The 19,209-nt window shown below is 64.8% G+C and carries 16 protein-coding genes and 1 pseudogene; 4 read left to right on the top strand and 13 right to left on the bottom strand.

Going from position 1 to position 19,209, the window contains the following annotated elements:
- Window positions 1–6 precede the first annotated feature (6 nt).
- Window positions 7–897, bottom strand: a complete 891-nt coding sequence (locus X757_RS154045; RefSeq protein WP_023725964.1) for an SGNH/GDSL hydrolase family protein — start codon at window positions 895–897, stop codon at window positions 7–9.
- 254 nt (window positions 898–1,151) lie between these two features.
- On the opposite strand from X757_RS154045, the gene X757_RS154040 reads away from it, so the two are divergent.
- Both X757_RS154040 and X757_RS154035 read left to right on the top strand, forming a co-directional pair.
- On the top strand, window positions 1,152–1,922 hold the full coding sequence (locus X757_RS154040; RefSeq protein ID WP_023725965.1) for an ABC transporter substrate-binding protein: 771 nt from the start codon (window positions 1,152–1,154) through the stop codon (window positions 1,920–1,922).
- Window positions 1,923–1,991: 69 nt separating this feature from the next.
- Window positions 1,992–3,107 carry an aminomethyltransferase family protein gene (locus tag X757_RS154035; RefSeq protein ID WP_023725966.1) on the top strand — a complete coding sequence of 372 codons (1,116 nt, stop codon included), beginning with the start codon at window positions 1,992–1,994 and terminating at the stop codon, window positions 3,105–3,107.
- Here the strand turns inward: X757_RS154035 and X757_RS154030 are convergent.
- From X757_RS154030 to X757_RS154005, 6 genes are read right to left on the bottom strand one after another with little or no spacing between them, the layout of a single operon-like run.
- Window positions 3,104–3,565: a MarR family winged helix-turn-helix transcriptional regulator gene (locus tag X757_RS154030; RefSeq protein ID WP_023725967.1), complete on the bottom strand. Its 462-nt coding sequence runs from the start codon at window positions 3,563–3,565 to the stop codon at window positions 3,104–3,106. The genes X757_RS154035 and X757_RS154030 overlap by 4 nt on opposite strands.
- Window positions 3,562–4,146 (bottom strand): amino acid synthesis family protein, encoded by a 585-nt coding sequence (locus tag X757_RS154025; protein ID WP_023725968.1) that lies wholly within the window; start codon window positions 4,144–4,146, stop codon window positions 3,562–3,564. Before X757_RS154025 ends, X757_RS154030 begins: the two co-directional genes overlap by 4 nt.
- On the bottom strand, window positions 4,139–5,023 hold the full coding sequence (locus X757_RS154020; RefSeq protein WP_023725969.1) for a UPF0280 family protein: 885 nt from the start codon (window positions 5,021–5,023) through the stop codon (window positions 4,139–4,141). Before X757_RS154020 ends, X757_RS154025 begins: the two co-directional genes overlap by 8 nt.
- Complete coding sequence (locus X757_RS154015; protein WP_023725970.1) at window positions 5,023–6,564, bottom strand: hypothetical protein; 1,542 nt, start codon at window positions 6,562–6,564, stop codon at window positions 5,023–5,025. Before X757_RS154015 ends, X757_RS154020 begins: the two co-directional genes overlap by 1 nt.
- Window positions 6,561–9,524, bottom strand: coding sequence for a molybdopterin-dependent oxidoreductase (locus X757_RS154010; RefSeq protein WP_031251226.1), 2,964 nt, complete (start codon window positions 9,522–9,524; stop codon window positions 6,561–6,563). The genes X757_RS154015 and X757_RS154010 overlap by 4 nt, the downstream gene beginning before the upstream one ends.
- Before the next feature lie 11 nt (window positions 9,525–9,535).
- On the bottom strand, window positions 9,536–10,399 hold the full coding sequence (locus X757_RS154005; protein WP_023725972.1) for a xanthine dehydrogenase family protein subunit M: 864 nt from the start codon (window positions 10,397–10,399) through the stop codon (window positions 9,536–9,538).
- A 283-nt stretch (window positions 10,400–10,682) separates the two neighbouring features.
- Between X757_RS154005 and pncA the strand changes: the two genes are divergently transcribed.
- Together pncA and X757_RS153995 are read left to right on the top strand one after the other, a co-directional pair.
- Complete coding sequence (pncA, locus tag X757_RS154000; protein ID WP_023725973.1) at window positions 10,683–11,297, top strand: bifunctional nicotinamidase/pyrazinamidase; 615 nt, start codon at window positions 10,683–10,685, stop codon at window positions 11,295–11,297.
- 85 nt (window positions 11,298–11,382) lie between these two features.
- Window positions 11,383–12,750: a sodium:proton antiporter gene (locus tag X757_RS153995; protein ID WP_084629492.1), complete on the top strand. Its 1,368-nt coding sequence runs from the start codon at window positions 11,383–11,385 to the stop codon at window positions 12,748–12,750.
- Here X757_RS153995 and X757_RS01000000164705 read toward each other — a convergent pair.
- The 6 genes and pseudogenes from X757_RS01000000164705 to X757_RS153970 form a co-directional block, all read right to left on the bottom strand.
- Window positions 12,751–13,559 (bottom strand): annotated as a pseudogene (locus tag X757_RS01000000164705) (ABC transporter ATP-binding protein). It lies immediately after the preceding gene.
- The gene (locus X757_RS153990) at window positions 13,556–14,281 is read right to left on the bottom strand and encodes an ABC transporter ATP-binding protein (RefSeq protein ID WP_023695898.1); all 726 of its coding nucleotides are present in this window, start codon (window positions 14,279–14,281) and stop codon (window positions 13,556–13,558) included. The pseudogene X757_RS01000000164705 and the gene X757_RS153990 overlap by 4 nt, the downstream one beginning before the upstream one ends.
- On the bottom strand, window positions 14,278–15,240 hold the full coding sequence (locus tag X757_RS153985; protein ID WP_023725975.1) for a branched-chain amino acid ABC transporter permease: 963 nt from the start codon (window positions 15,238–15,240) through the stop codon (window positions 14,278–14,280). Before X757_RS153985 ends, X757_RS153990 begins: the two co-directional genes overlap by 4 nt.
- Window positions 15,237–16,118, bottom strand: coding sequence for a branched-chain amino acid ABC transporter permease (locus X757_RS153980; RefSeq protein ID WP_023725976.1), 882 nt, complete (start codon window positions 16,116–16,118; stop codon window positions 15,237–15,239). The genes X757_RS153985 and X757_RS153980 overlap by 4 nt, the downstream gene beginning before the upstream one ends.
- 116 nt (window positions 16,119–16,234) lie before the next feature.
- Window positions 16,235–17,539, bottom strand: a complete 1,305-nt coding sequence (locus X757_RS153975; protein WP_023689191.1) for an ABC transporter substrate-binding protein — start codon at window positions 17,537–17,539, stop codon at window positions 16,235–16,237.
- A gap of 152 nt (window positions 17,540–17,691) precedes the next feature.
- Window positions 17,692–19,134, bottom strand: a complete 1,443-nt coding sequence (locus X757_RS153970) for a hypothetical protein (RefSeq protein ID WP_023725977.1) — start codon at window positions 19,132–19,134, stop codon at window positions 17,692–17,694.
- Window positions 19,135–19,209 lie beyond the last annotated feature (75 nt).

A 19,209-nucleotide genomic window follows, 5' to 3' on the forward strand; every position in this document is an offset into this window, starting at 1 on the left:
GCCGCGTCAGGTCTGCAGCTTGGCCTTCAGCGCATCGGCGAATTTCTGCGCGATCTTCTTGAAGCCGGCGGGATCGGGATGCAGTTCGTTGGCCCAGTCGGCTACTTTCAGCGTGCCTTGCGTGTCGACCAGATGGAAATTGTTTTTGGGTTCGTCGGCCAGGCGCTTCACCACATCGCGGAACGCCGCCAGCGCGTCGTGGACGATGACCGTGCCCATGGCGACCGTCCAGTTGCAGAAATCGAGCGACGGTTTCAGCCACGGGCCGACACAGGACGGATGCGCTCCGTTCGGGATCGGAAAATCATAGCAATGGCCAAAGATCGGCACGCCTGGCGCGACGCGGTCGCGCAGCGCGAACAAATCGAGATAGCAGGCCTCGACCATGCCGAGCGCCTTGGTGAAGCGGTTCTTGTTCAGCCCGGGGGCGTGGCCGTCATTGAAGTCGAGGAAGATGCAGAACTGGTCGCCGGCAATGTCGTTGCCACCGGCAGAGAACAGGATGGCATCGGGCTTGCCGTCCAGCCAGTTGGCCTTGTTGCGCAGGGCGGCGATCATGCGCTGCTGCTTGGGCAACGACATCTCGTCGGTCGCCGCATCGCCATGATGGGCAAGGTTGAGGATGGTCGGCGGCATCGAGCCGATGCGTCGCAGCTGCGCGATCACGTCGGTGTCGACGAACGGAAAGCCGTTACCGGTGAGCGGATAGTCGAACCAGGAATCGCCCTGCGCCAGCATCACCAGCGGCCGGTTGGCGACGGCCGCCTCGAGATTGCCGGCGCTTTCCCTTGCGGTTTCGAGCCGCTCGATGTTGGCTTGGTGAACCCTGATGCGCTTGGCGATGTCGTCGTCGATGCGCCGTTGCGCGGCTTCCTGCACGAATTCCTGCTGGTCCATCCCCAGGTCCCTCCCATGACCGCCTATGTCCGGCTGAGCATGCGCCCATGTCCATGATCGGTCTGTAATTTAGATCACAGTAAGATTCCTGGGGAAGGACGGCTTGCCGCGCCGTGATCGCCGCAGAGCATGTCGTTTCCGTCTCCGTGGGGCCTGCAAAACACCATAGACTTCTATCCTTGTTTTCGCGCAATTCCGGACGGGAAACCGCCAACACCTTCCCTGGAATTGCTTAGTCAACGGAGATCAGGAACATGCGTCTTTTCGGTCGTTTCGTGCTTGCCGCTTCCGCCGCCCTGCTGCTTGGGACCGGTGCTGCCTCCGCCGAGAAACTCAGGATCGGCACCGAGGGCGCCTATCCGCCCTTCAACTATGCCAATTCGGACGGCACGCTGGGCGGCTTCGACATCGACCTCGGCAAGGCGCTGTGTGCCGAGATGAAGGCCGAGTGCGAATTCTCCGTACAGGATTTCGATGGTTCCATTCCGGCGCTGCAGGCCGGCAAGTTCGACGCCATCATCAACATCACCATCACGCCGGAACGGGCCGAGAAGGTCGAGTTCACCCACAAATATTACCAGACGCCGCCGGCCATCGCCGTGCGGAAGGATTCGACCATCGCCGGCACATCGCCGGACGATCTGAAGGGCAAGGTGCTGGGCGTGCAGAGCGCAACCATCCACCAGAATTTCGCCGAGCAGAAATACTCCGGCTCGACCGTTAAGGCGTATCCGACCGGCGACGACGCCCGCACCGACATGGCCAATGGCCGGCTCGACGCGATGATGGACGGCTCGATCATCCTGACCGAATGGCTGAAGAAGCCCGACGGCGCCTGCTGCAAATTGCTCGGCACGTTGACCGCCGATCCGGCCATTCACGGCCCCGGCGTCGGCATCGCGCTGCAGAAGGGCAACAAGGAATTGGCCGACAAGTTCAGTGCCGCCATCGACGCGCTGCGCGCCAACGGCAAGTACAAGGAAATCAACGACAAATACTTTTCGTTCGACGTATACGGCAGCTGAGACCGACGACAAATACTCTCGGCAGCGCTGTCTGGCGCTGCCGTTTTTCATGCAGGACGGAGAAGTTTCGTGGTTGAGCGGCGCTCCCCTTTCTACAACAGCATCGTCGGCCTGGGCGCGACGATGGGCCGGGTCGGCGGCGAGTTCGTCTCGGCCAAAACTTATTCCGGCATCGCCGACGAGCACCTGAACACGCGCAAAAATGTCGGCGTGCAGGATCTCAGCACCATGGGCAAGATGGACATCAAGGGGCCGGAAGCCGAGGCGCTGGTCAACCACGTCATCGTCAACGATGCCGCCGCGATGAAGCCCGGCCAGGTGCGCTATTCCACCGTCTGCCGCGACGATGGCGGCATCATGGACGACCTCACCGTGTTTCGGCTGGCATCAGAGCATTTCATGCTGGTGACCGGCTCGGTCAACCGGCTGAAGATGCTGCCCTGGCTGCAGCATCATGCTGAAGCGCGAAAGGCCTATGTCACCGACATCACCGCGGCCGTCGCCTTCCCGACCATACAGGGGCCGCGCTCCCGCGAGCTGCTGAAAGCACTGGTTTCGGATGCCGATCTCGATGAGTTGAAACGCTGGGCGTTCACTTCAGGGCGCGTCGGCGAGACCAAAGTCCTGATCTCACGCACCGGGGTGACCGGCGAGCTCGGCTTCGAACTGTTCGTGCCGGCGGACGAGGCGACTTCCGTCTGGGACGCGCTGGTGCGGACCGGCGGCGATTTCGGCTTGAAGCCATACGGCGTGCTGGCCATGTTCACGCTCGGGCTGGAAAAGGCCTATCCGGCGCATGGCATCGACATGGACGAGAGCCGTACGCCCTTCCATGTCGGGCTCGATCGCTGGATCAAGTTCGACAAGGGCGAGTTCATCGGCCGCGAGGCATTGCTCAAAATTCGCGACAAGGGGCTCGACGAACGCTGGACCGGGCTGATTCTCGACGGTGACAAGCCGGCCGCGACGGATGCCAGGGTTTTCGCCGACGGCGAGGATGCCGGCGTCGTCACCTACAGCGATCACGGCTATTCCTTAGGCAAAGTTCTGGCGACGGCGCATTTGCGGCTGCCGTTCACCGCCATCGGGACCGAACTCAGCATCGACATTGACGGCAAGCCGACCCGCGCGGTGGTGGCGCCGATGCCGTTCTTCGATCCCGAAGGCGCGAGGCTGCGCGCCTAGGCGAGTTTCGCCAGCAGCCGCATAAAGGTGGCCGCCTCCTTGGCGTTCAGCGGCGCCAGCGTTTCCTGGGTGATGGCGCGGGCCAGCGGGATCAGCCGCTCGATCGCCTCGCGTCCCTGGGGCGTGAGGTTGACCAGCAGGCGCCTTTTGTCGACCTCATGCTTGGTCAGGTCGACCAGGCCACGCGCCTTCAGCCGATCGATCACGCCCTTGACGGTCGCCGCATCCATGGCGATCAGCGTGCCTAGCTGGTTCTGCGAGGTCTCGCCGACATCGTGCAATTTGGCGAGCGCTGCGAATTGCGGCGGCGTCAGGTCGCTGATCTGGGCGGCAAAGATCGAGACATGGCGCTGATGCGCCTTGCGCAGGATGAAGCCGACCTGCTCCTGCAGGCGGTAATCATGTTCGTCGGGCTCTTCGGCCTCGACCAGTTTCAGCAGATTGTCCCCGCCGCTCATCGCAAGCCATCCCAGACCTTGATGTCGCCTGCAGCCAGGCCGCCCATGCGGTCATGCACGCGCGGGCCGCAGCTCATGGCGAGGCAAAACAGGATTTCGTCGGCACGCGGCCCGTCGCTGAGGCCGACCTCCATGGCGTCGAAATGGCTGCGGACATAGGCGGCGTTGGTGTGGCCGAGCGGCACGTCAACCCGCGAGCCGAAGGCGCCGACCTTGGTTGCCGACGGCACGATCGCCTTGGCGTCGCCCAGCCGCTCACGCATGGCGTAGCCGCCAGGAACGTGCCACAGCGCGCCGTGCTCCAGCTCCCCCGACGAGCCGACAATGGTGCCCTTGCCGTAGGCGTCGATCTGCTTGATGTCGCCGCCCAATGCGGCAATGAGCTTGTCGGTGAGCAGCAGGCCAAGCGGCTTCAGATCGTCCATGGCGCTCTGCAGTTCTTCGACGTAGCGGCCGGCGAACGGGTTCTTCACCAGCGCCACGGCCGCCGCGCGGCGGCGCGGCGCAGCTGCGACCGGGCCGCCATCGTGAAAGATCTCTTCGGTCAGAACCGCGATCTTGCGGATCGGAAACTCAGGCATGGGCAACTTCCTTCCCTGGATTTTTGTTGGGCGCGGCAAGCGCCATGGAACCACTGATGCGGGCTTCCCCACCTAGAAACAGCGCCGATGCGGCAATCAGGCCGCGCCGGCGAAAATCTTCGGCGACGGCAAGGCCATTGTCCAGCGCCCGCTCCACATCGCCACGCGCGAGCATGCCGACGGCTTGTGTCACCAGCCGCGCGCCGAGATCGCTGTCGGGCGCCAAGTCCTGCGCGGGAATGCGCTTGATGGCGGGATTGCCGGGCAGGTCGACGGCGTTTGCAATGAGTGTCGCGGCCGCATCGGCCTCGGCGCCGGTGCGGGCCAGCACGGTGACGGCGTCGGCAATGCCAAGCGAGAACGAACGGCCGCGCCAGCCGCTGGTGGCGACGCCGCGCACGCCGTCCGCCGAGCGAATGGTGAGGCGGTCGGCCATGCCGTTGCCGGTGCCGGCGATCGCCAGGTTCATCGACTGGCCCTTGCCGATATGGAGGGCGCTGTCGCCGCCATTGTTGACATAGGCCCGGTCGAGCTTGCGACCGGCAAGCAATGCCGAGAGCATTTCGTCGGCTACCGATCCCGCGACGGCGGCCATCGGCGTGATGAAGCATTCCGCCAACGGCATGACGGCTGCTTCCATGCGCCGCGCGGTCGGGCCGGCGAAAGTGCGCGGCGCCAGGAAAAATGCCGGCAGCCGCAATTCGGGAAGCTCCTCGACCAACTCGATCAGGATCGTCTGGAAGCGCTCGATCGACTGGGCGTAGGCGGCACGACACTCATCCGCCTCGCCGAAGGCCTGGACGATCAGGTCGATCGGCCCGTGGTTGAGATGCAGCCGCTTGCCGTCCTGCAGCCAGTGGACTTGCGGGCCTTGCATCAGGTGGCCCCGTTCGAGCCGACGCGGCGCAATTGCGCCAGCGGCGGCCATGGATTTTGAGCCTCGGCGCCTGAGCCGCGACGCGGGTTGAGATACTCGCCGCCCTTGGCAACGATATCCTCGACGCTGCGTATCTCGCCCTCGTAGCCGCCCAGCCTGACATAGTCGTCGCGGCGTAGCGTGAATTCGATCGGCGCCACCAGCGCCGGCGTCGGCACATAGCCGAAGGCGCCTTCCGGCACGCGCATGACGTCGACCATCAGCGTGATGCCGCCCCCCGGCCAGACATAGACCGGCGCGCCGCCAACGGTAACATAGGTCTTCAAGCCCTGCACCGAGCGGGTGAGATTGACCGGGTTTTCGGTGACGCCGGCGCGCAGCGAACCGCCGGCGCCGCCGATGAACAGCACGGTGCAGAGCGCCGGCTCGCAATTGTCCTCGATCAGGCCGACCGACTTCTGCAGCCGTTCCGGAAACGGTTTTTCCACCGGCTTCAACTCGTCGTCGAGCTCGTAATAGGCGAACTGCTCGCCGGTGGTCGACACCATCAGCAGCGAGAGACCGGGGCGGGCGCCCTTCTTGGCGTTCCATTCGCCGAGGATCGACAGCGGGTCGGAAATCGAGGTGCCGCCCCAGCCAAGGCCGGGCTCGGAGACCTTGAAATAGCGGCCCGGCGTCGAGCGGCGGCCGATGATCTTGATGCCGGTGTCCTGCCAGCCCAGCACCTTGCCGGCCTGATGCTCGGAGACAACGCCGGTGATATGGTCGTCGACCACCACCACCTCGTCGACTAGGCCACGCCATTGCGTGGCGAACATGCCGATCGTGGCCGAGCCGCAGCCGACCCGCATACGGTGTTCCTGCTTGCCGTCGATGACAGGTGGTTTGCCGGCTTCGACGATGATGGTGGCGCCGCCATCGATGGTCAGTTCGACCGGCTTGCGATTGCACAGACTGAGCATCGCGTCACAGGTTGCCCGGCCTTCGGCCTTGGAGCCGCCGGTCAGATGATGCACGCCGCCCAGCGACAGCATCTGCGAGCCATATTCGCCTGTCGTGACGTGGCCGATCGGCTCGCCTTGCGCGCGCACGATTGCCGTTTCGGGACCGAGATGGCGGTCGGTGTCGATCTTCACCTTGACGCCGCAGTACGAAAAAATGCCTTCGGTGACCACGGTCACCAGATCGACCCCCTCGACCTCCTGGCTGACGATGAAGGGAGCCGGCTTGTAGTCGGGATAGGTGGTGCCGGCGCCGATTGCAGTGACGAAGCGGCGGCCGGTGTTGACCAGTTCGCCGTCCCATTGCTCGCCCTCGGCAGTGAAAGGCACGACCGCGGCGCCGCTCTCTGCCGCATGGTCGAGGATGGTCAGCGGGTCCATACGCACGATGCGGCCACCGACATTGCCGTAGCGGTCGCAGGCGCCGGTGCGGCCATCGGCGATGTAGCACATCACCGGACAGGCATCGCAGCGGATCTTTTCGGCCACCAGCTTTTCGCCCGGATCGTGGGTTTCGAAGCGTTCGGCAAGCTCGCTCATCGGCGTGCCTCCTTGTCGCGGATGCCATCTTTTTCGCGGATGGCGGCGCGGATGCGCGCCGGCGTCGCCGGAACCTTGGTGATGAGAACGCCGGTGGCGTGGCGTATGGCGTTGAGGATGGCGGGTGCGGTCGGGATCAGCACATGCTCGCCCAGGCCCTTGGCGCCGAACGGCCCCTCGGGATCGGGAACCTCGATCAATATGTGCTCGATCTCAGGCACGTCGCCGATGGTCGGAATGAGATAGTCGTGCAGATTCTCGGTGCGGCCGGGGATGTATTCCTCCATCAGCGCCATGCCGATGCCTTGCGCGATGCCGCCTTCGATCTGGCCTTCGACCAGCAGCGGGTTGATAGCCTTGCCGACATCGTGCGCGGCGGTGATTTTCAAGAGCTTCACCGTGCCGAGCTTGAGGTCGACCTCGAGTTCGGCGATCTGCGCGCCATAGCCGTAGACGGCGTAAGGCTTGCCCTGGCCCTTGGCATCGAGCGGCAGCGTCGGCGGATCGTAGGTCTCCTCGGCGCGAAAGACGAAACTGTCCGCATCGACATCGAGCGCGGCGAGATCGATACGCCGAGTGGCTTCGCCCTCACGAATGACGATCGCCGGGCCGTCCAATTGCAGGGCCGCGTTCTCCGAGACATTGGCAAAGCGCAGGATCTTTTCGCGCAAGGCGCGGCCGGCTTTTTCGGCCGCCTTGCCGGTGACAAAAGTCTGGCGCGAGGCCGATGTTTTGCCGGCGTCCGGGCTGATCGCGGTGTCGGCGCTTCTCAGCTTGAATTTTTCCAGCGGCAGGCCAAGTGCGTCGGCGCAGATCTGGGCAATGACGGTGTTGGAGCCCTGGCCGATATCGACGGCGCCCTGATGCAGGATGACCTCCCCCTCTGGCGAGATACCGACCCTTATGGTCGACGGATTGGGCAGCGAGGTGTTGCCGCAGCCATACCAGCAGGACGCGATGCCGACGCCGCGCTTTTTGCTCGTATTGGCATTGTTGAATGTATCTGCGTCGGCCGTCGCGCGAGCCCAATGCGGCCGCAAGGAGCCGAGGCACTCGAATATGCCGACGCCCGACTCCAGTCGCTGTCCGGTAACCGTTTCGGATCCGTTCCGAAGGCAGTTCTTCAGCCGAAAATCGAGCCGGTCCATGCCAAGCTTGCCGGCGAGCTCATCATAGAGCGTCTCCTGCATGATCGTCGCCTGCGGCACGCCGAAGCCACGGAAGGCGCCGGAAATCGGCCCGTGGGTGTGGATGGCGCGGCCTTCGGCGCGGTAGTTCGGCGTCGCATAGGGACCGGAGGCATGCACCGGCACGCGGTTGGCTACGGTCGGGCCCCAGCTGGCATAGGCGCCGGTGTTGAAATCGCCTGTGAAGACCATGCCGGTGACATGGCCCTCGGCATCTACGCCGATGGTCGCCTTCATCTCGGACGGATGTCGCTTGGTGGTCGACATCATGGATTCGTTGCGGGTGTAGGCCAGTGCTGCCGGCCGGCCGGTCTTTAGCGCCACAAGGCCGATGAGCGGCTGCAGTGAAACGTCCAGTTTCGAGCCGAAGCCGCCGCCGGTCGCGGTCGGCACGATGCGCACCTTGTCGACGGCAAGACCGAGCACCTTCGCCGTTTCGTCGCGGTCCATATAGGGGGCCTGGGTGCAGGCGACGACGACCAGCGTGTCGCCGTCCATGTAGGCATGGCCGGCTTCCGGCTCGATGTAGGCGTGCTCGACATAGGAGGTGTCGATGGCACCGGACACCGTGAAGGCAGCCTCGCCAAGCGCCGCCTCGGGGTCGCCGCGCTCGACAAAGCCCTTGGTCAACAAATTGGCCGGGCGGTTCGCGTGGATGAGCGCCGCCCCTTCTGCCTGCGCGTCGCCGGGCTGCAGAAAATGCGGCAGCTCGGTCCAGCGGACCGGGAAATCCTGGAGGTCGAGATCGAGCATGGCCTCGCGCTCGCCGGCGACCAGCGCCACTGCCTCGCCGCGCAGCCGCGCAAAGCCTTCGGCCAGCGCCGGCTGGTCGGCAAACGGACCGATGACGCCGAAACAGTTTTTTCCCGGAATGTCGGCGGCGGTGAAGACGCCGGCGATGCCGGGATGCGACTTCACCCAGCCCTCCAGGTCGCCGAAGGCGAAGCCGGCATGATAATGCGGCGAGCGGACCACCAGCACGGCCAGCGCATCGGCGGGAAAGGCATCGGCGCCGAATTTTTCAGCGCCGGTGACTTTTGGCACGCCGTCGAGCCGGACCGGGGAGGCGCCTACAGCATTCCCTGTGGTTGGCATTCTACGTTCAAAGTTGAATTCCAACGAATGACGTTGGCGCTGCCCCTCACCCTTGCCCTCTCCCCGTGAAGAACGGGGAGCGGGGAGCGTCGGCGCTGGAGCACTTCCCTTCTCCCCGTCACTATACGGGGTGAAGGTGCCGGCAGGCGGATGAGGGGCAGCGCCGTCGGTCGACGTCTCGAACCGTCCCGCATCCATCACTGCCGCGATGATCTTTCTGTAGCCGGTGCAACGGCACAGGATGCCACCCAGCGCATCCTGCACCTCGGTCTCGGTCGGATTCGGCGAGCCATCCAGCAGCGCCGTCGCAGCGACCAGCAGCGCCGGCGTGCAGATGCCGCATTGCGCGGCGCCATGTGCCAGGAAGGACGCCTGCAGCGCCGAGAGAAGGCCATCGGCGAGGCCTTCGACGGTCGTTACGGACGTCCCGGCTGCGGAGGCCGCCGGCATCAGGCAGGCGCAGACGGCGTCGCCGTCGACCAGCACCGTGCAGGCGCCGCAATCGCCGGCATCGCAGCCGATTTTGGTGCCCGTCAGCTGCAATTCGTCGCGCAAAACCTGCGACAGACGGCGCAGCGGCGGCACATTGACCGAGACGGCGGCGCCATTGACGGCGAAGGCGATCTCGGCGCGATCGAGGCCGACGCCCGGCACGAGGTCGGGCAGAGCTTCAAACATCTCGGAGTGGCTCATGCCGCCACCATGCTGTTGTCGTTCGTCAACCCGCAAGCCCCCAGCACGGCGCGGGCGACAAGCTCGCGCGCTGCGTCGAGCCGGTATTCGGCGCTGCCGCGCACGTCGGCAATCGGCGAGAGCTCGGCCACCGGCGCGGACAGGACCACATCGGCGAGTGCCGGGCCGACAGGCTTGCCCACCAGCGCCGCTTCGACAGCGGCGAGCCGCTTGGCGACGGCCGAGCAGGACCCGACCGCGACAGCGGCTTCCATGACGATGCCAGCCTCGGCAACGAGGCGCGCCGCCACCATGGCGATGGAGATGACGAGGTAGCGCCGCGCACCGAGCTTGACGAAGGCCGACGTGCCGGCAGAGGCCCGCTTCGTGATGCGGATGGCGGTGACCAGCTCGTCCGGCAGCAGAGCGGTGCGGCGGTTGCCGAGAATGAACTCCTGCAGCGGCAGATGACGCGTCGCGGCTGCAGAGCGCAGCTCGACCTCGGCGTCCAGCACCAGCAGGCTAGGCACGCCATCGGCGGCAGGCGAAGCATTGCAGAGATTGCCGGCGATCGAGGCGACATTCTGGATCTGCAGCGAGCCCACTTCGCGCGCGGCCTGCTTCAGCGCATCGAACGCCGCCGGCAATGGATGGCGGACAAGGTCGGTCCAGGTGGTGCGGGCGCCCAAAACCCAATGGGTTTCGGTCTCGGCAATGCCGCGCAGCGAGGCCAGGCCGTTAATATCGAGAACATTGTCGCGGAACGGTTTGGCGCCCTGTGCCGGATAGAAATCGGTGCCGCCGGCAAGCACGCGCCAGGCGCCCTCGCCCAGCAGAGCGAGCGCCTCGTCGAGCGTGGCGGGTTTCGCGTAACGGATCACGCTTTGCCTTCCAAAAAAATAGGCCTTCCCATTGGGACCTTCAAAAGGTGGGGTCTTCCCGAACCCCGCCAATGTCTGATCAGGCCAAATTCATTCGTATGCAAATGATATCAAGCTGGCGGAAATTGTCAAAGCCGGAGTTTAACGGAACCCGGCCGCCAAGCATTTCTTACGCTTGCAGAGGTTGACGCAGGCGGCCATCCGGTCAAGTTTCAGCATCCGGTCGCATCAGCGGCGTATTTCACTCGATCCCCCGTTCGAGACGTAGAAGAGGAGAGGCGCCATGGCCGACGAAGCGCTTGTTGTCATCGACCTGCAAAACGACTTCTGCCCCGGCGGCGCACTGGCGGTTGCCGGCGGCGACGAAATCGTGCCGCTGGTCAACGATCTGATTCGGCATGCCGAGCATGTCGTGCTGACGCAGGACTGGCACCCGGCCGGACATTCGAGCTTTGCCTCCAGCCATCCGGGGGCGCAGCCCTTTAGCGCGATCGAGATGTCCTATGGGCCGCAGACGCTGTGGCCGGACCATTGCATCCAGGGCAGCCTCGGCTCGGATTTTCACTCGGGGCTCGCCTGGACCAAGGCCGAGTTGGTGATCCGCAAGGGGTTCCGCCCCGATATAGACAGCTACTCCGCCTTCTTCGAGAACGACCACAAGACGCCGACCGGGCTCGCCGGCTACCTCAAGGAGCGCGGCATCGGCACCGTGACCCTGGTTGGCCTGGCGACCGACTTCTGCGTCGCCTTCTCGGCCCTCGACGCGGTCAAGCAAGGCTTCAAGACGACGGTTCGCCTCGACGCCTGCCGCGGCATCGATCTCAACGGTTCGGTCGAGGCGATGCTGAAGCGGATGCGCGATGCCGGGGTGAGGCTCGAAGACCCGATCTCGGAGTGACTGGATCGTGAGGCATCGAGGGGGCTGCACACGGTTGGGGAAGGCTTTGGCGGCAGGTGTACTCGCTTCCGCTGTGTCTCCGCAAATGGCCTTCGCGGCCGAGGCCCGCGGCCTGCCCGATGCTGCCATGTCGCTGTGGTGGGCGCTGCCTTTCGCCGGCCTGCTGCTCTCGATCGCCACCGGACCGCTGCTGTTCCATCATGTCTGGGAGCATCACTACGGCAAGATCGCAGCCGGCTGGGCAGCACTGGCAGTGGTGCCGTTGGCGATCGCTTTCGGCATGTCCTTGGCGAGCGAGGCGGTGCTGCACACGCTGCTCACCGAATACATGTCGTTCATTATCCTGCTGTTCGCGCTCTACACCATTTCGGGCGGCATCCTTGTCGCCGGCAACATCCATGGCACGCCGCTGGTCAATGCCGGGCTGCTGCTCGTCGGGGCGATGCTGGCCTCGGTGATCGGCACCACCGGCGCCTCGATGATCCTGATCCGGCCGATGCTGCGCGCCAACGACAACCGGCAGTTCAACGCCCATGTCGTCATCTTCTTCATCTTCCTGGTGTCCAACATCGGCGGCTCGTTGACGCCCTTGGGCGACCCGCCATTGTTCGTGGGCTTCCTGCGCGGCGTCGACTTCTTCTGGACGTCGGCGAACCTCTGGCGCGAGACGCTGTTCACCGGCGGCCTGGTGCTGCTTGTCTTCCTGGCCATCGACATCATGCTGCATCGCCGCGAAGGCGGCGCGCCGAAGATCAAGGATCCGACGCCGGATACGAAGGTGCGTCTGCGCGGCCTGGCCAATCTGCCGCTGTTGGCTGGTGTCATCGCCGCCATCCTGCTGTCGGCAGCATGGAAGCCGGGCGTGAGCTTTTCAGTGCTGGGCGTGAGCCTCGAACTGCAGAACCTGGCGCGCGACGCCATTATCCTGGGGCTCGCCGGACTGTCGCTTGTCGTGTCACTCAAGAGCCATCGCGAGGCCAACGGCTTCACCTGGGGCCCGATCGCGGAGGTGGCAAAACTGTTTGCTGGCATCTTCATCTGCATCGTGCCGGTCATTGCCATCCTTCGCGCCGGCCATGACGGCGCGCTGGCGCCGCTGGTCGCGCTGGTGACGTCACCCACCGGGCAGCCCAATGATCTCGCCTATTTCTGGCTGACCGGCGGGCTGTCGTCCTTCCTCGACAATGCGCCGACCTATCTGGTGTTCTTCGAACTCGCAGGCGGCGACGCGCGGCACCTGATGACGGAGGCGGCCTCGACGCTGGCCGCGATCTCGGCCGGCGCGGTGTTCATGGGGGCCAACACCTATATCGGCAATGCACCCAACTTCATGGTCTACGCCATCGCCCGACACCGCGGTGTGAAGATGCCGGGCTTCTTCGGCTACATGGCATGGTCAGGGCTGGTGCTGATCCCGATCTTTTTGATCGCCGGGTTCCTGTTTTTCGGCTGATCAGCCGACGCCGACATAGCGCCTGACTGCCGATGGGTCGGCGCGCAATTGCTCGACATCCACCGTCTCGCGGTTACGGCCGTTTTCGATGAAGCAGACGCGGTCGGCGACGGACAGCACGGCGTCGACGCGCTGTTCGACCAGAATGGTGGAGACACCTAGCTCACGCAGCTTCACCACCGTCTCGCGGATTTTGGCGATCATCGACGGCATCAGCCCCTCCGTCGGCTCGTCTAGCAACAGCACCTGCGGCTCCAGACAAAGCGCGCGGGCCATGGCCAACATCTGCTGTTCGCCACCGGACAAAGTGCCGGAGCGCTGCCGCAGCCGCTGGCGCAGCAACGGGAAGAGGTCGAGCACGCTCTCGCGCGTCGCTCTTCCCTTGCCGCGCNCCGCAGCCGCTGGCGCAGCAACGGGAAGAGGTCGAGCACGCTCTCGCGCGTCGCTCTTCCCTTGCCGCGCGCCATCAGGCCGATCTCGATGTTTTCCGCCACCGTCATCTCGGCGAACAGCCGCCTGCCTTGCGGCACATAGGCGACGCCGGCCTTGGGCACCTCATGCGCCGGCAGGCCGGTCAACTCCTTGCCGGCGAGCCGGATCGAACCGGCGCTCGACCGAACCAGCCCCATGGTCGCTTTCAGCGTCGTCGTCTTGCCGGCGCCGTTGCGACCGAACAGGCACAGCACCTCGCCCTTGTTGAGCACGAGATCAAGACCGTAGAGCACCTGAACCTCGCCGTAGAAGCAGTCGAGCCCGGAGATGGTCAGCGCTTCAGTCGTGTGGGTATCAGTTTTGGGGGCTTCGCTCATGCCGCCGTTCCCAGATAGGCTTCCTGCACCTGTGTGTTGGCGCGGACCTGTTCGGGCGTGCCTTCGGCCAGGATCCTGCCGGCGTTGAAGACGGTGATGCGGTCGGCCAGTTGCATGACGACAGGCATGTTGTGCTCGATCAAAAGCACGGTGGCGCTCTTGGCGATCTCGCGCACCAGGTCGATGAAATTGTCGATCTCGCTGTCGGCCAGCCCTTGCGTCGGCTCGTCGAGGATCAAAAGCCGCGGCTTCAGCGCCAGGCCCATTGCCACTTCCAGCAGGCGCTGATGGCCGTAGGAAAGCTGGCCGGCCGGCATATGGGCGCGGCCGGCCAGTCCGGTGCGTTCCAGCGCGGCCATGACGCCGGTGCGCACCGCACCTTTCGAGCGGGCATCGGTCAGCGTGCGCTGCACCGGCAGCGCGACATTATCGTAGGCAGAGAGGTTGGCGAAGACGCTGGTGATCTGGAAGGTGTAGGCGATGCCCCGGCGCACCCTGAGATAGGCCGGCTGGCTGGTGATGTCGGCGCCGTCGAAGACGATCATGCCGGACGATGGCTGAATGCGGCCGCTGACCAGGCTGACGAAGGTGGTTTTGCCAGCGCCATTGGGGCCGATGACGGCGCGGATCTCGCCCGGCATCAGCTGAAAATCGACACCGTCGACGGCGCGCAGGCCGCCGAAACTGCGCGCCAGGCCTTTGGTGGTCAGCAACGGCATCATGGCAGCCACCCGAGCCAGCGCTGGCGGATGGTGCCCAGAATGCCTTTGGGGAAAAACAGCACCAGAAGGATGAGCGCAATACCGACGATCAGGAGATAGGCGGAGGTGTAACCGCTGGCGGTGTCGATGACATAGTACATGAACACAGTGCCAAGCAGCGCACCCAGCGTCGTGGCGGCGCCGCCGAGCAGCACCCAGACCAGCGGCAGGATGGAATACTGCACCGAGGCAAAGCTCGAGCCGACATAGCCGAACAGCAGCGCATAGGCCGCACCAGAGGCGGCGCAGATGGTGCCGGAGACAACGACGGCGATCAGCTTATTGGAGAAGGTGTCGTAGCCCAGCATTTTCGTGCGCTCCTCGTTCTCGCGCACCGCGACCAAAACGCGGCCATAGCGGGAGCGGACGATGGCGAGGGTGATCAGCAGCACGACCGAGAACAGCGCCAGCGCGCTCATGTAGCGCACGGTCGGGTTGGTGAGGTCGAGCGATGTCGAGCCGAAGGCCAGAACCCGCGCGGGCTGCGGCACCACCAGACCCTGGTCGCCGCCGGTCCAGGCGGCGAAATAGAGGATGGTGAGGTAAAACACCTGCGCGAACATCATGGTGACGATCATGAAGGCGACGCCGGTGGTGCGCAGCGCCAGCAGGCCGATCACCAGTGCCAGCAGCGCGCCGCAGGCGATACCGGCGAGGAAAGCCAAAGGCACGCTCCAGCCGAGATGGATGACGGCGAGACCAGCGCCATAGAGCCCGGCGGCGAAGAACATGGCGTGGCCGAGGCTGAGCAGGCCGACATAGCCGAACAGCATGTTGTAGCCCATGGCGAACACCGCCAGCACCATGATGCGGGCGAGCAGGCCGTGATGATAATCCGGCAGGACGAAGCTCAGGGCGAACAGCAGCGCGATGGCGCCGATATGCAGAGCATAGGCTTTTGCCGGCGAAGCTTCGCTCATCGCGGCGCCTGCCCGAACAGGCCTTGGGGCCTGAACACCAGCACCATGGCCACCAGCAGCGTGGCTATGATCTTGGCCAAAGTCGGCGAGAAGAACACCGAGATGATGCCGTCGGACAGGCCGATCAGCACGGCGGCAACGACGGTGCCGCGCAGCGAGCCGAGGCCGCCGATGATGACGACGATGAAGGACAACAGCAGCGGGTCCTGCCCCATCAGGTAGTGCGCCTGACTGATCGGCACGATCAGCACGGCGGCGACGGCCGCCAGCATGGCGCCGAGCGCGAAGACGCCCGCATAGACGCGGTCGACCGGAATGCCGAAGGCCTGCGCCGTTTCGCTGTCATATTGGGTGGCGCGCATGATGAGGCCGATCTTGGTGCGCGTCAGCACCAGCCAGGTGGCGATGAGCAGAAGGGCCGAAGCGGCAATGATCGACAGCTTGTAGCCGGAATAGCCGAACCAGGGCAAAAGGATGCGGTAGCTGAAGGGCGGCTCCACCGGGCGGGCTTCCGGGCCATAGAAGCTCAACGCCAGCTGCTGGATGATGTAGAGCATGCCGATCGTGGCGACGATGGTGGCTTCCGGATTGTAATTGAGCCGCCGCAGCACAAGCCGCTCGGCTACCAGCGCAATGGCGCCGACAATCAGCGGCGCAATCACCAGCGCCGCCAGGAAGCCGAGCGTGGGATGGCCGGGTATCGCCGTCGAGATCGCCCAGGCCAGCACCGCGCCCAGCATGAAGAACTCGCCATGGGCGACGTTGACGACGCGCATGACGCCGAACACCAGCGACAGCCCAAGCGCCGTCAGCGCCAACACGGCTGAGGTGACAAGGCCTTCGAGGGCGGCGAGGAGGAGATGGGGTCCGAAATGCATTCAGGGCGCCCTTACCCTCCCCTTGTGGGGAGGGTGACCGCGCAGCGGTCGGGTGGGGGTTGGGCACGGGCCGTCGCGACCCCCACCCCGGCACACAAGGGGGAGGGTAAGGCGCCTCACAGCGCCTGCGTCGTATAATCCCCTTCGGCCTCGTAAAGCCCGTCCTCGATCTTGGTCTTGTGGACGACATTCAGCTTGCCACCTTCGACCTTGGAGATGTTCTGGATGCCAAAACACTGGTGGATCTTGCCGTTGAAGGTCTTCGGCCCCTGCGGATGCTCCGGCCCTTCGGCGAATTCGGTCAGAGCCTCGGTCGCCTCGACCAGCTTGGCGCGGTCTTCCGGACCCTTGTAGCCGGCATCTTCCATCGCCTTCTTGACGACATAGAGCGTTTCCCAGCAGCCGAACATGTGGGCGGCGGTGGAGACGTCCTTGGGGTCGCCGACGGCAGCGCCATTTTCGTCGATGCCGACGGCGGCGCGGTAGGCTTTCTGCGCGGCCGAGTCATTGGCCTGCGCATAGCGCGGCGAACCTTCCCAGAAATGGCTGCCGTCCAAAAATTCGAGGCCGGGGCTATTTATGTCGGTGGCTTCGAGCGAATCGATAAAGCCGAACAGCTGCGGCCGGTTGGAGCCGTAGAACTCGCCGAGTTCCTTGACGAAGGTGAGCACGGCGGGGCCGACCATGACATGGTAGATGACCTCGGTCTCGGCCGGGATCTGCGGGAAGTATTTGGTGAAAGACGACTCTGTCGGCGGGATGGCGATCTGGGCGATGACCTCGGCGCCTTGCGCCTTCAGCGCCGGCGGCAGGTAGTCGCGATGGTCGTAGCCGAAGGCGAAATCCGGGAAGATCTGCGTCACCTTCTTGCCGGCATTGGCCGCGATCCACGGCGCCATCGACTGGATCTGGCTCTTCACATCGGTGATGCCAGGCTGGAAGACGTAGCGGTTGAGCTTGGTCGAAGCGACGTGGTGGCCTTCGCTGACGACGAAATACGGGATCTTGTTTTCGCCGGCGGCCGGCGCCGAGCCGATCACCACATGCGAGAACAGCGTGCCGAAGACGATGTCGGTCTTGTGCTGGGTGGCGAACTTGCCGACCACCTCGGCGCCACGGCCGGGATCGGTGCCGTCATCCTCGATCACCAGTTCGACAGGTCGGCCATTGATGCCGCCGGCGTCGTTGATCGCCTTGACCGCGGCGGCACTGGTCTTTTCATACCAGCGGCCATAGGCGGCGCCGATGCCGGTGCGGTGCGACTGGAAGCCGATCTTGATTGGCGCCGAACTCTGCGCCTGGCTGTAGCGGACGAAGCCGGGCGCGAGCGTCAGCCCGGCGCCGGCGGCGAGACCTTTCAGCGCGGTGCGGCGGCTAAGGGTGGATTTGGAGAGATCGAAAAACCCATTCTTGTCAGTCACGGCAGTTCCCCTGTTTTTGAGTTTTGACTGTCTGTAACGAGGCAAGGCCACTCCCTTGCAGGAGGGGCAGAAATTGCATGTGTACAAACTAAATCACCAAAGCACAGAGCTTGCAAGCGGGCTTTCCGCAAAGGCATGTGGATCAGCTTGTCTCATCCGGCCGTCGGCGTGGCAAGCAACCACAGGCCGAAGATCGTGTAGGCAATCATCAGCATGGTGAGCGGCAACTGGCTGAGGGCGGCGCGCGATGGCGCCTGGTGCAGTCGCCAGGCCAGTCCATGGGCAACGAGCACCGCCAGCATGTGCCCGGCGATGATGATGCCGGCCTGCAGGTTCCACAGCCACCAGGCGGAGTGGGCCCCGGCGACGAGGCCGGCCTCGATCTGCATGTCGGCGGCGCCGAACAGGTTCCATCCCAGCGCGAACGGGTCGGACAAAGCGGCAATCGCATACTGGCCGTCGACCAGCAGCGCCGTCAGATAGTGCGCGACATGATAGGCGAGCGCGATCGGTACGATCGACCAGACCAGCAGCCCGGCGGCCTCGCCGTGGGAATGTCGGCTGCCGGCAAGGCGCTGGCCGAGTATGACGGCCAGCAGGAATGCCGCCGCGAGCAGGACGAAGGTCAGCACGAGGCCAAAGCTGCTTATGCCGATGAGCGCGGTGCGGCCGGGATATTCCAGCGGGTTGATGCCGAACAGGCCCAGCCAGAAGAAGGTTTTCGACAGGCCGTCGAAGGACACCGATGACAGGCTGAGCAGCAGGAAAGCGATACCGCTTGCCGGCAGGGGCGCTGCGCCGAGCAGTTTTGAGCCCGGCCAGCAGAGAGCGAGGCGACCGTGTTCATCGCGCTCGACGATGGCGAAACGAGCCACCATGGCGAAAAAGATCGTCAGGAATTCGCCGCGCCGGCTCCAATCGCGGTAGCCAAAGGCGAGCATGGCGATGAAGGTAAGCAACCAGTAGAGGCCGGCGGCATAGGCCAGCCGCGCCGGGTCGTCGGGCGCCGGATAGATCAGTTCGAACCAGGCGAAGGCGAAGAACAGGATAACGGCCGGCCAGCGGCCGAGCCATGAAGGCAAACGCGATTTCTGTCCCTCACCGCCACGAAGCTTGAACAGGCGGCTTTCGATCCGCCGCGGGCCATACCATGGATTCAGCCACGACCAGAGATCGCCGAACAGGCCTTGCGCGATGGCAAGGCCGACCCAGAGCAGCGTCCAGATGGTTAGCGGCAGCGGATTGGAGAGCGGATCGCGGCTGCCGAACAGGCCGGCGGCGACGAGGGTTGCGAAGCCGGCAAAGGAGATGACGCTGATGATTGTGCGAGGGGTGTCGGCGAATGGGAAGAGCGGCAGGCGGCGGCGCCAGAAGCGGTGGAGGGTTGCGGGTGGCAGCAGGGCGAGAACGAGGAAGCTTACCGCGACGGCAAGCGCGCCGCCGGCGATGTAGTAGCCGGTCGGCAGGAGGAGGACGTGACCGCGGTCGGAGGCGTGCGCGAGGGCGGGGGTGGGGAGGAGTGTGAGGGTGGTGGTGATAAGGGTTGGCCGGTGACAGCCGCGCTCTACGACGCCCCCCTCTGTCCTGCCGGACATCTCCCCCTCAAGGGGGGAGATTGGCAGTTGCCCTGCCGGCGCTTCCTTTGCAACGTCGGAGATTAGCGAAGGCGG

Origin of the sequence: Mesorhizobium sp. LSHC412B00, assembly GCF_000503035.1 — a bacterium.
Classification (GTDB): Bacteria; Pseudomonadota; Alphaproteobacteria; order Rhizobiales; family Rhizobiaceae; genus Mesorhizobium.

What these genes read in the sequence shown, in the direction of transcription:
- X757_RS154045 (WP_023725964.1), bottom strand. Translation starts at nt 897, where the DNA reads ATGGACCAGCAGGAATTCGTGCAGGAAGCCGCGCAACGGCGCATCGAC.
- X757_RS154040 (WP_023725965.1), top strand. Translation starts at nt 1,152, where the DNA reads ATGCGTCTTTTCGGTCGTTTCGTGCTTGCCGCTTCCGCCGCCCTGCTG.
- X757_RS154030 (WP_023725967.1), bottom strand. Translation starts at nt 3,565, where the DNA reads ATGAGCGGCGGGGACAATCTGCTGAAACTGGTCGAGGCCGAAGAGCCC.
- X757_RS154025 (WP_023725968.1), bottom strand. Translation starts at nt 4,146, where the DNA reads ATGCCTGAGTTTCCGATCCGCAAGATCGCGGTTCTGACCGAAGAGATC.
- X757_RS154020 (WP_023725969.1), bottom strand. Translation starts at nt 5,023, where the DNA reads ATGCAAGGCCCGCAAGTCCACTGGCTGCAGGACGGCAAGCGGCTGCAT.
- X757_RS154015 (WP_023725970.1), bottom strand. Translation starts at nt 6,564, where the DNA reads ATGAGCGAGCTTGCCGAACGCTTCGAAACCCACGATCCGGGCGAAAAG.
- X757_RS154010 (WP_031251226.1), bottom strand. Translation starts at nt 9,524, where the DNA reads ATGTTTGAAGCTCTGCCCGACCTCGTGCCGGGCGTCGGCCTCGATCGC.
- pncA (WP_023725973.1), top strand. Translation starts at nt 10,683, where the DNA reads ATGGCCGACGAAGCGCTTGTTGTCATCGACCTGCAAAACGACTTCTGC.
- X757_RS153995 (WP_084629492.1), top strand. Translation starts at nt 11,383, where the DNA reads ATGGCCTTCGCGGCCGAGGCCCGCGGCCTGCCCGATGCTGCCATGTCG.
- X757_RS153990 (WP_023695898.1), bottom strand. Translation starts at nt 14,281, where the DNA reads ATGATGCCGTTGCTGACCACCAAAGGCCTGGCGCGCAGTTTCGGCGGC.
- X757_RS153985 (WP_023725975.1), bottom strand. Translation starts at nt 15,240, where the DNA reads ATGAGCGAAGCTTCGCCGGCAAAAGCCTATGCTCTGCATATCGGCGCC.
- X757_RS153980 (WP_023725976.1), bottom strand. Translation starts at nt 16,118, where the DNA reads ATGCATTTCGGACCCCATCTCCTCCTCGCCGCCCTCGAAGGCCTTGTC.
- X757_RS153970 (WP_023725977.1), bottom strand. Translation starts at nt 19,134, where the DNA reads ATGTCCGGCAGGACAGAGGGGGGCGTCGTAGAGCGCGGCTGTCACCGG.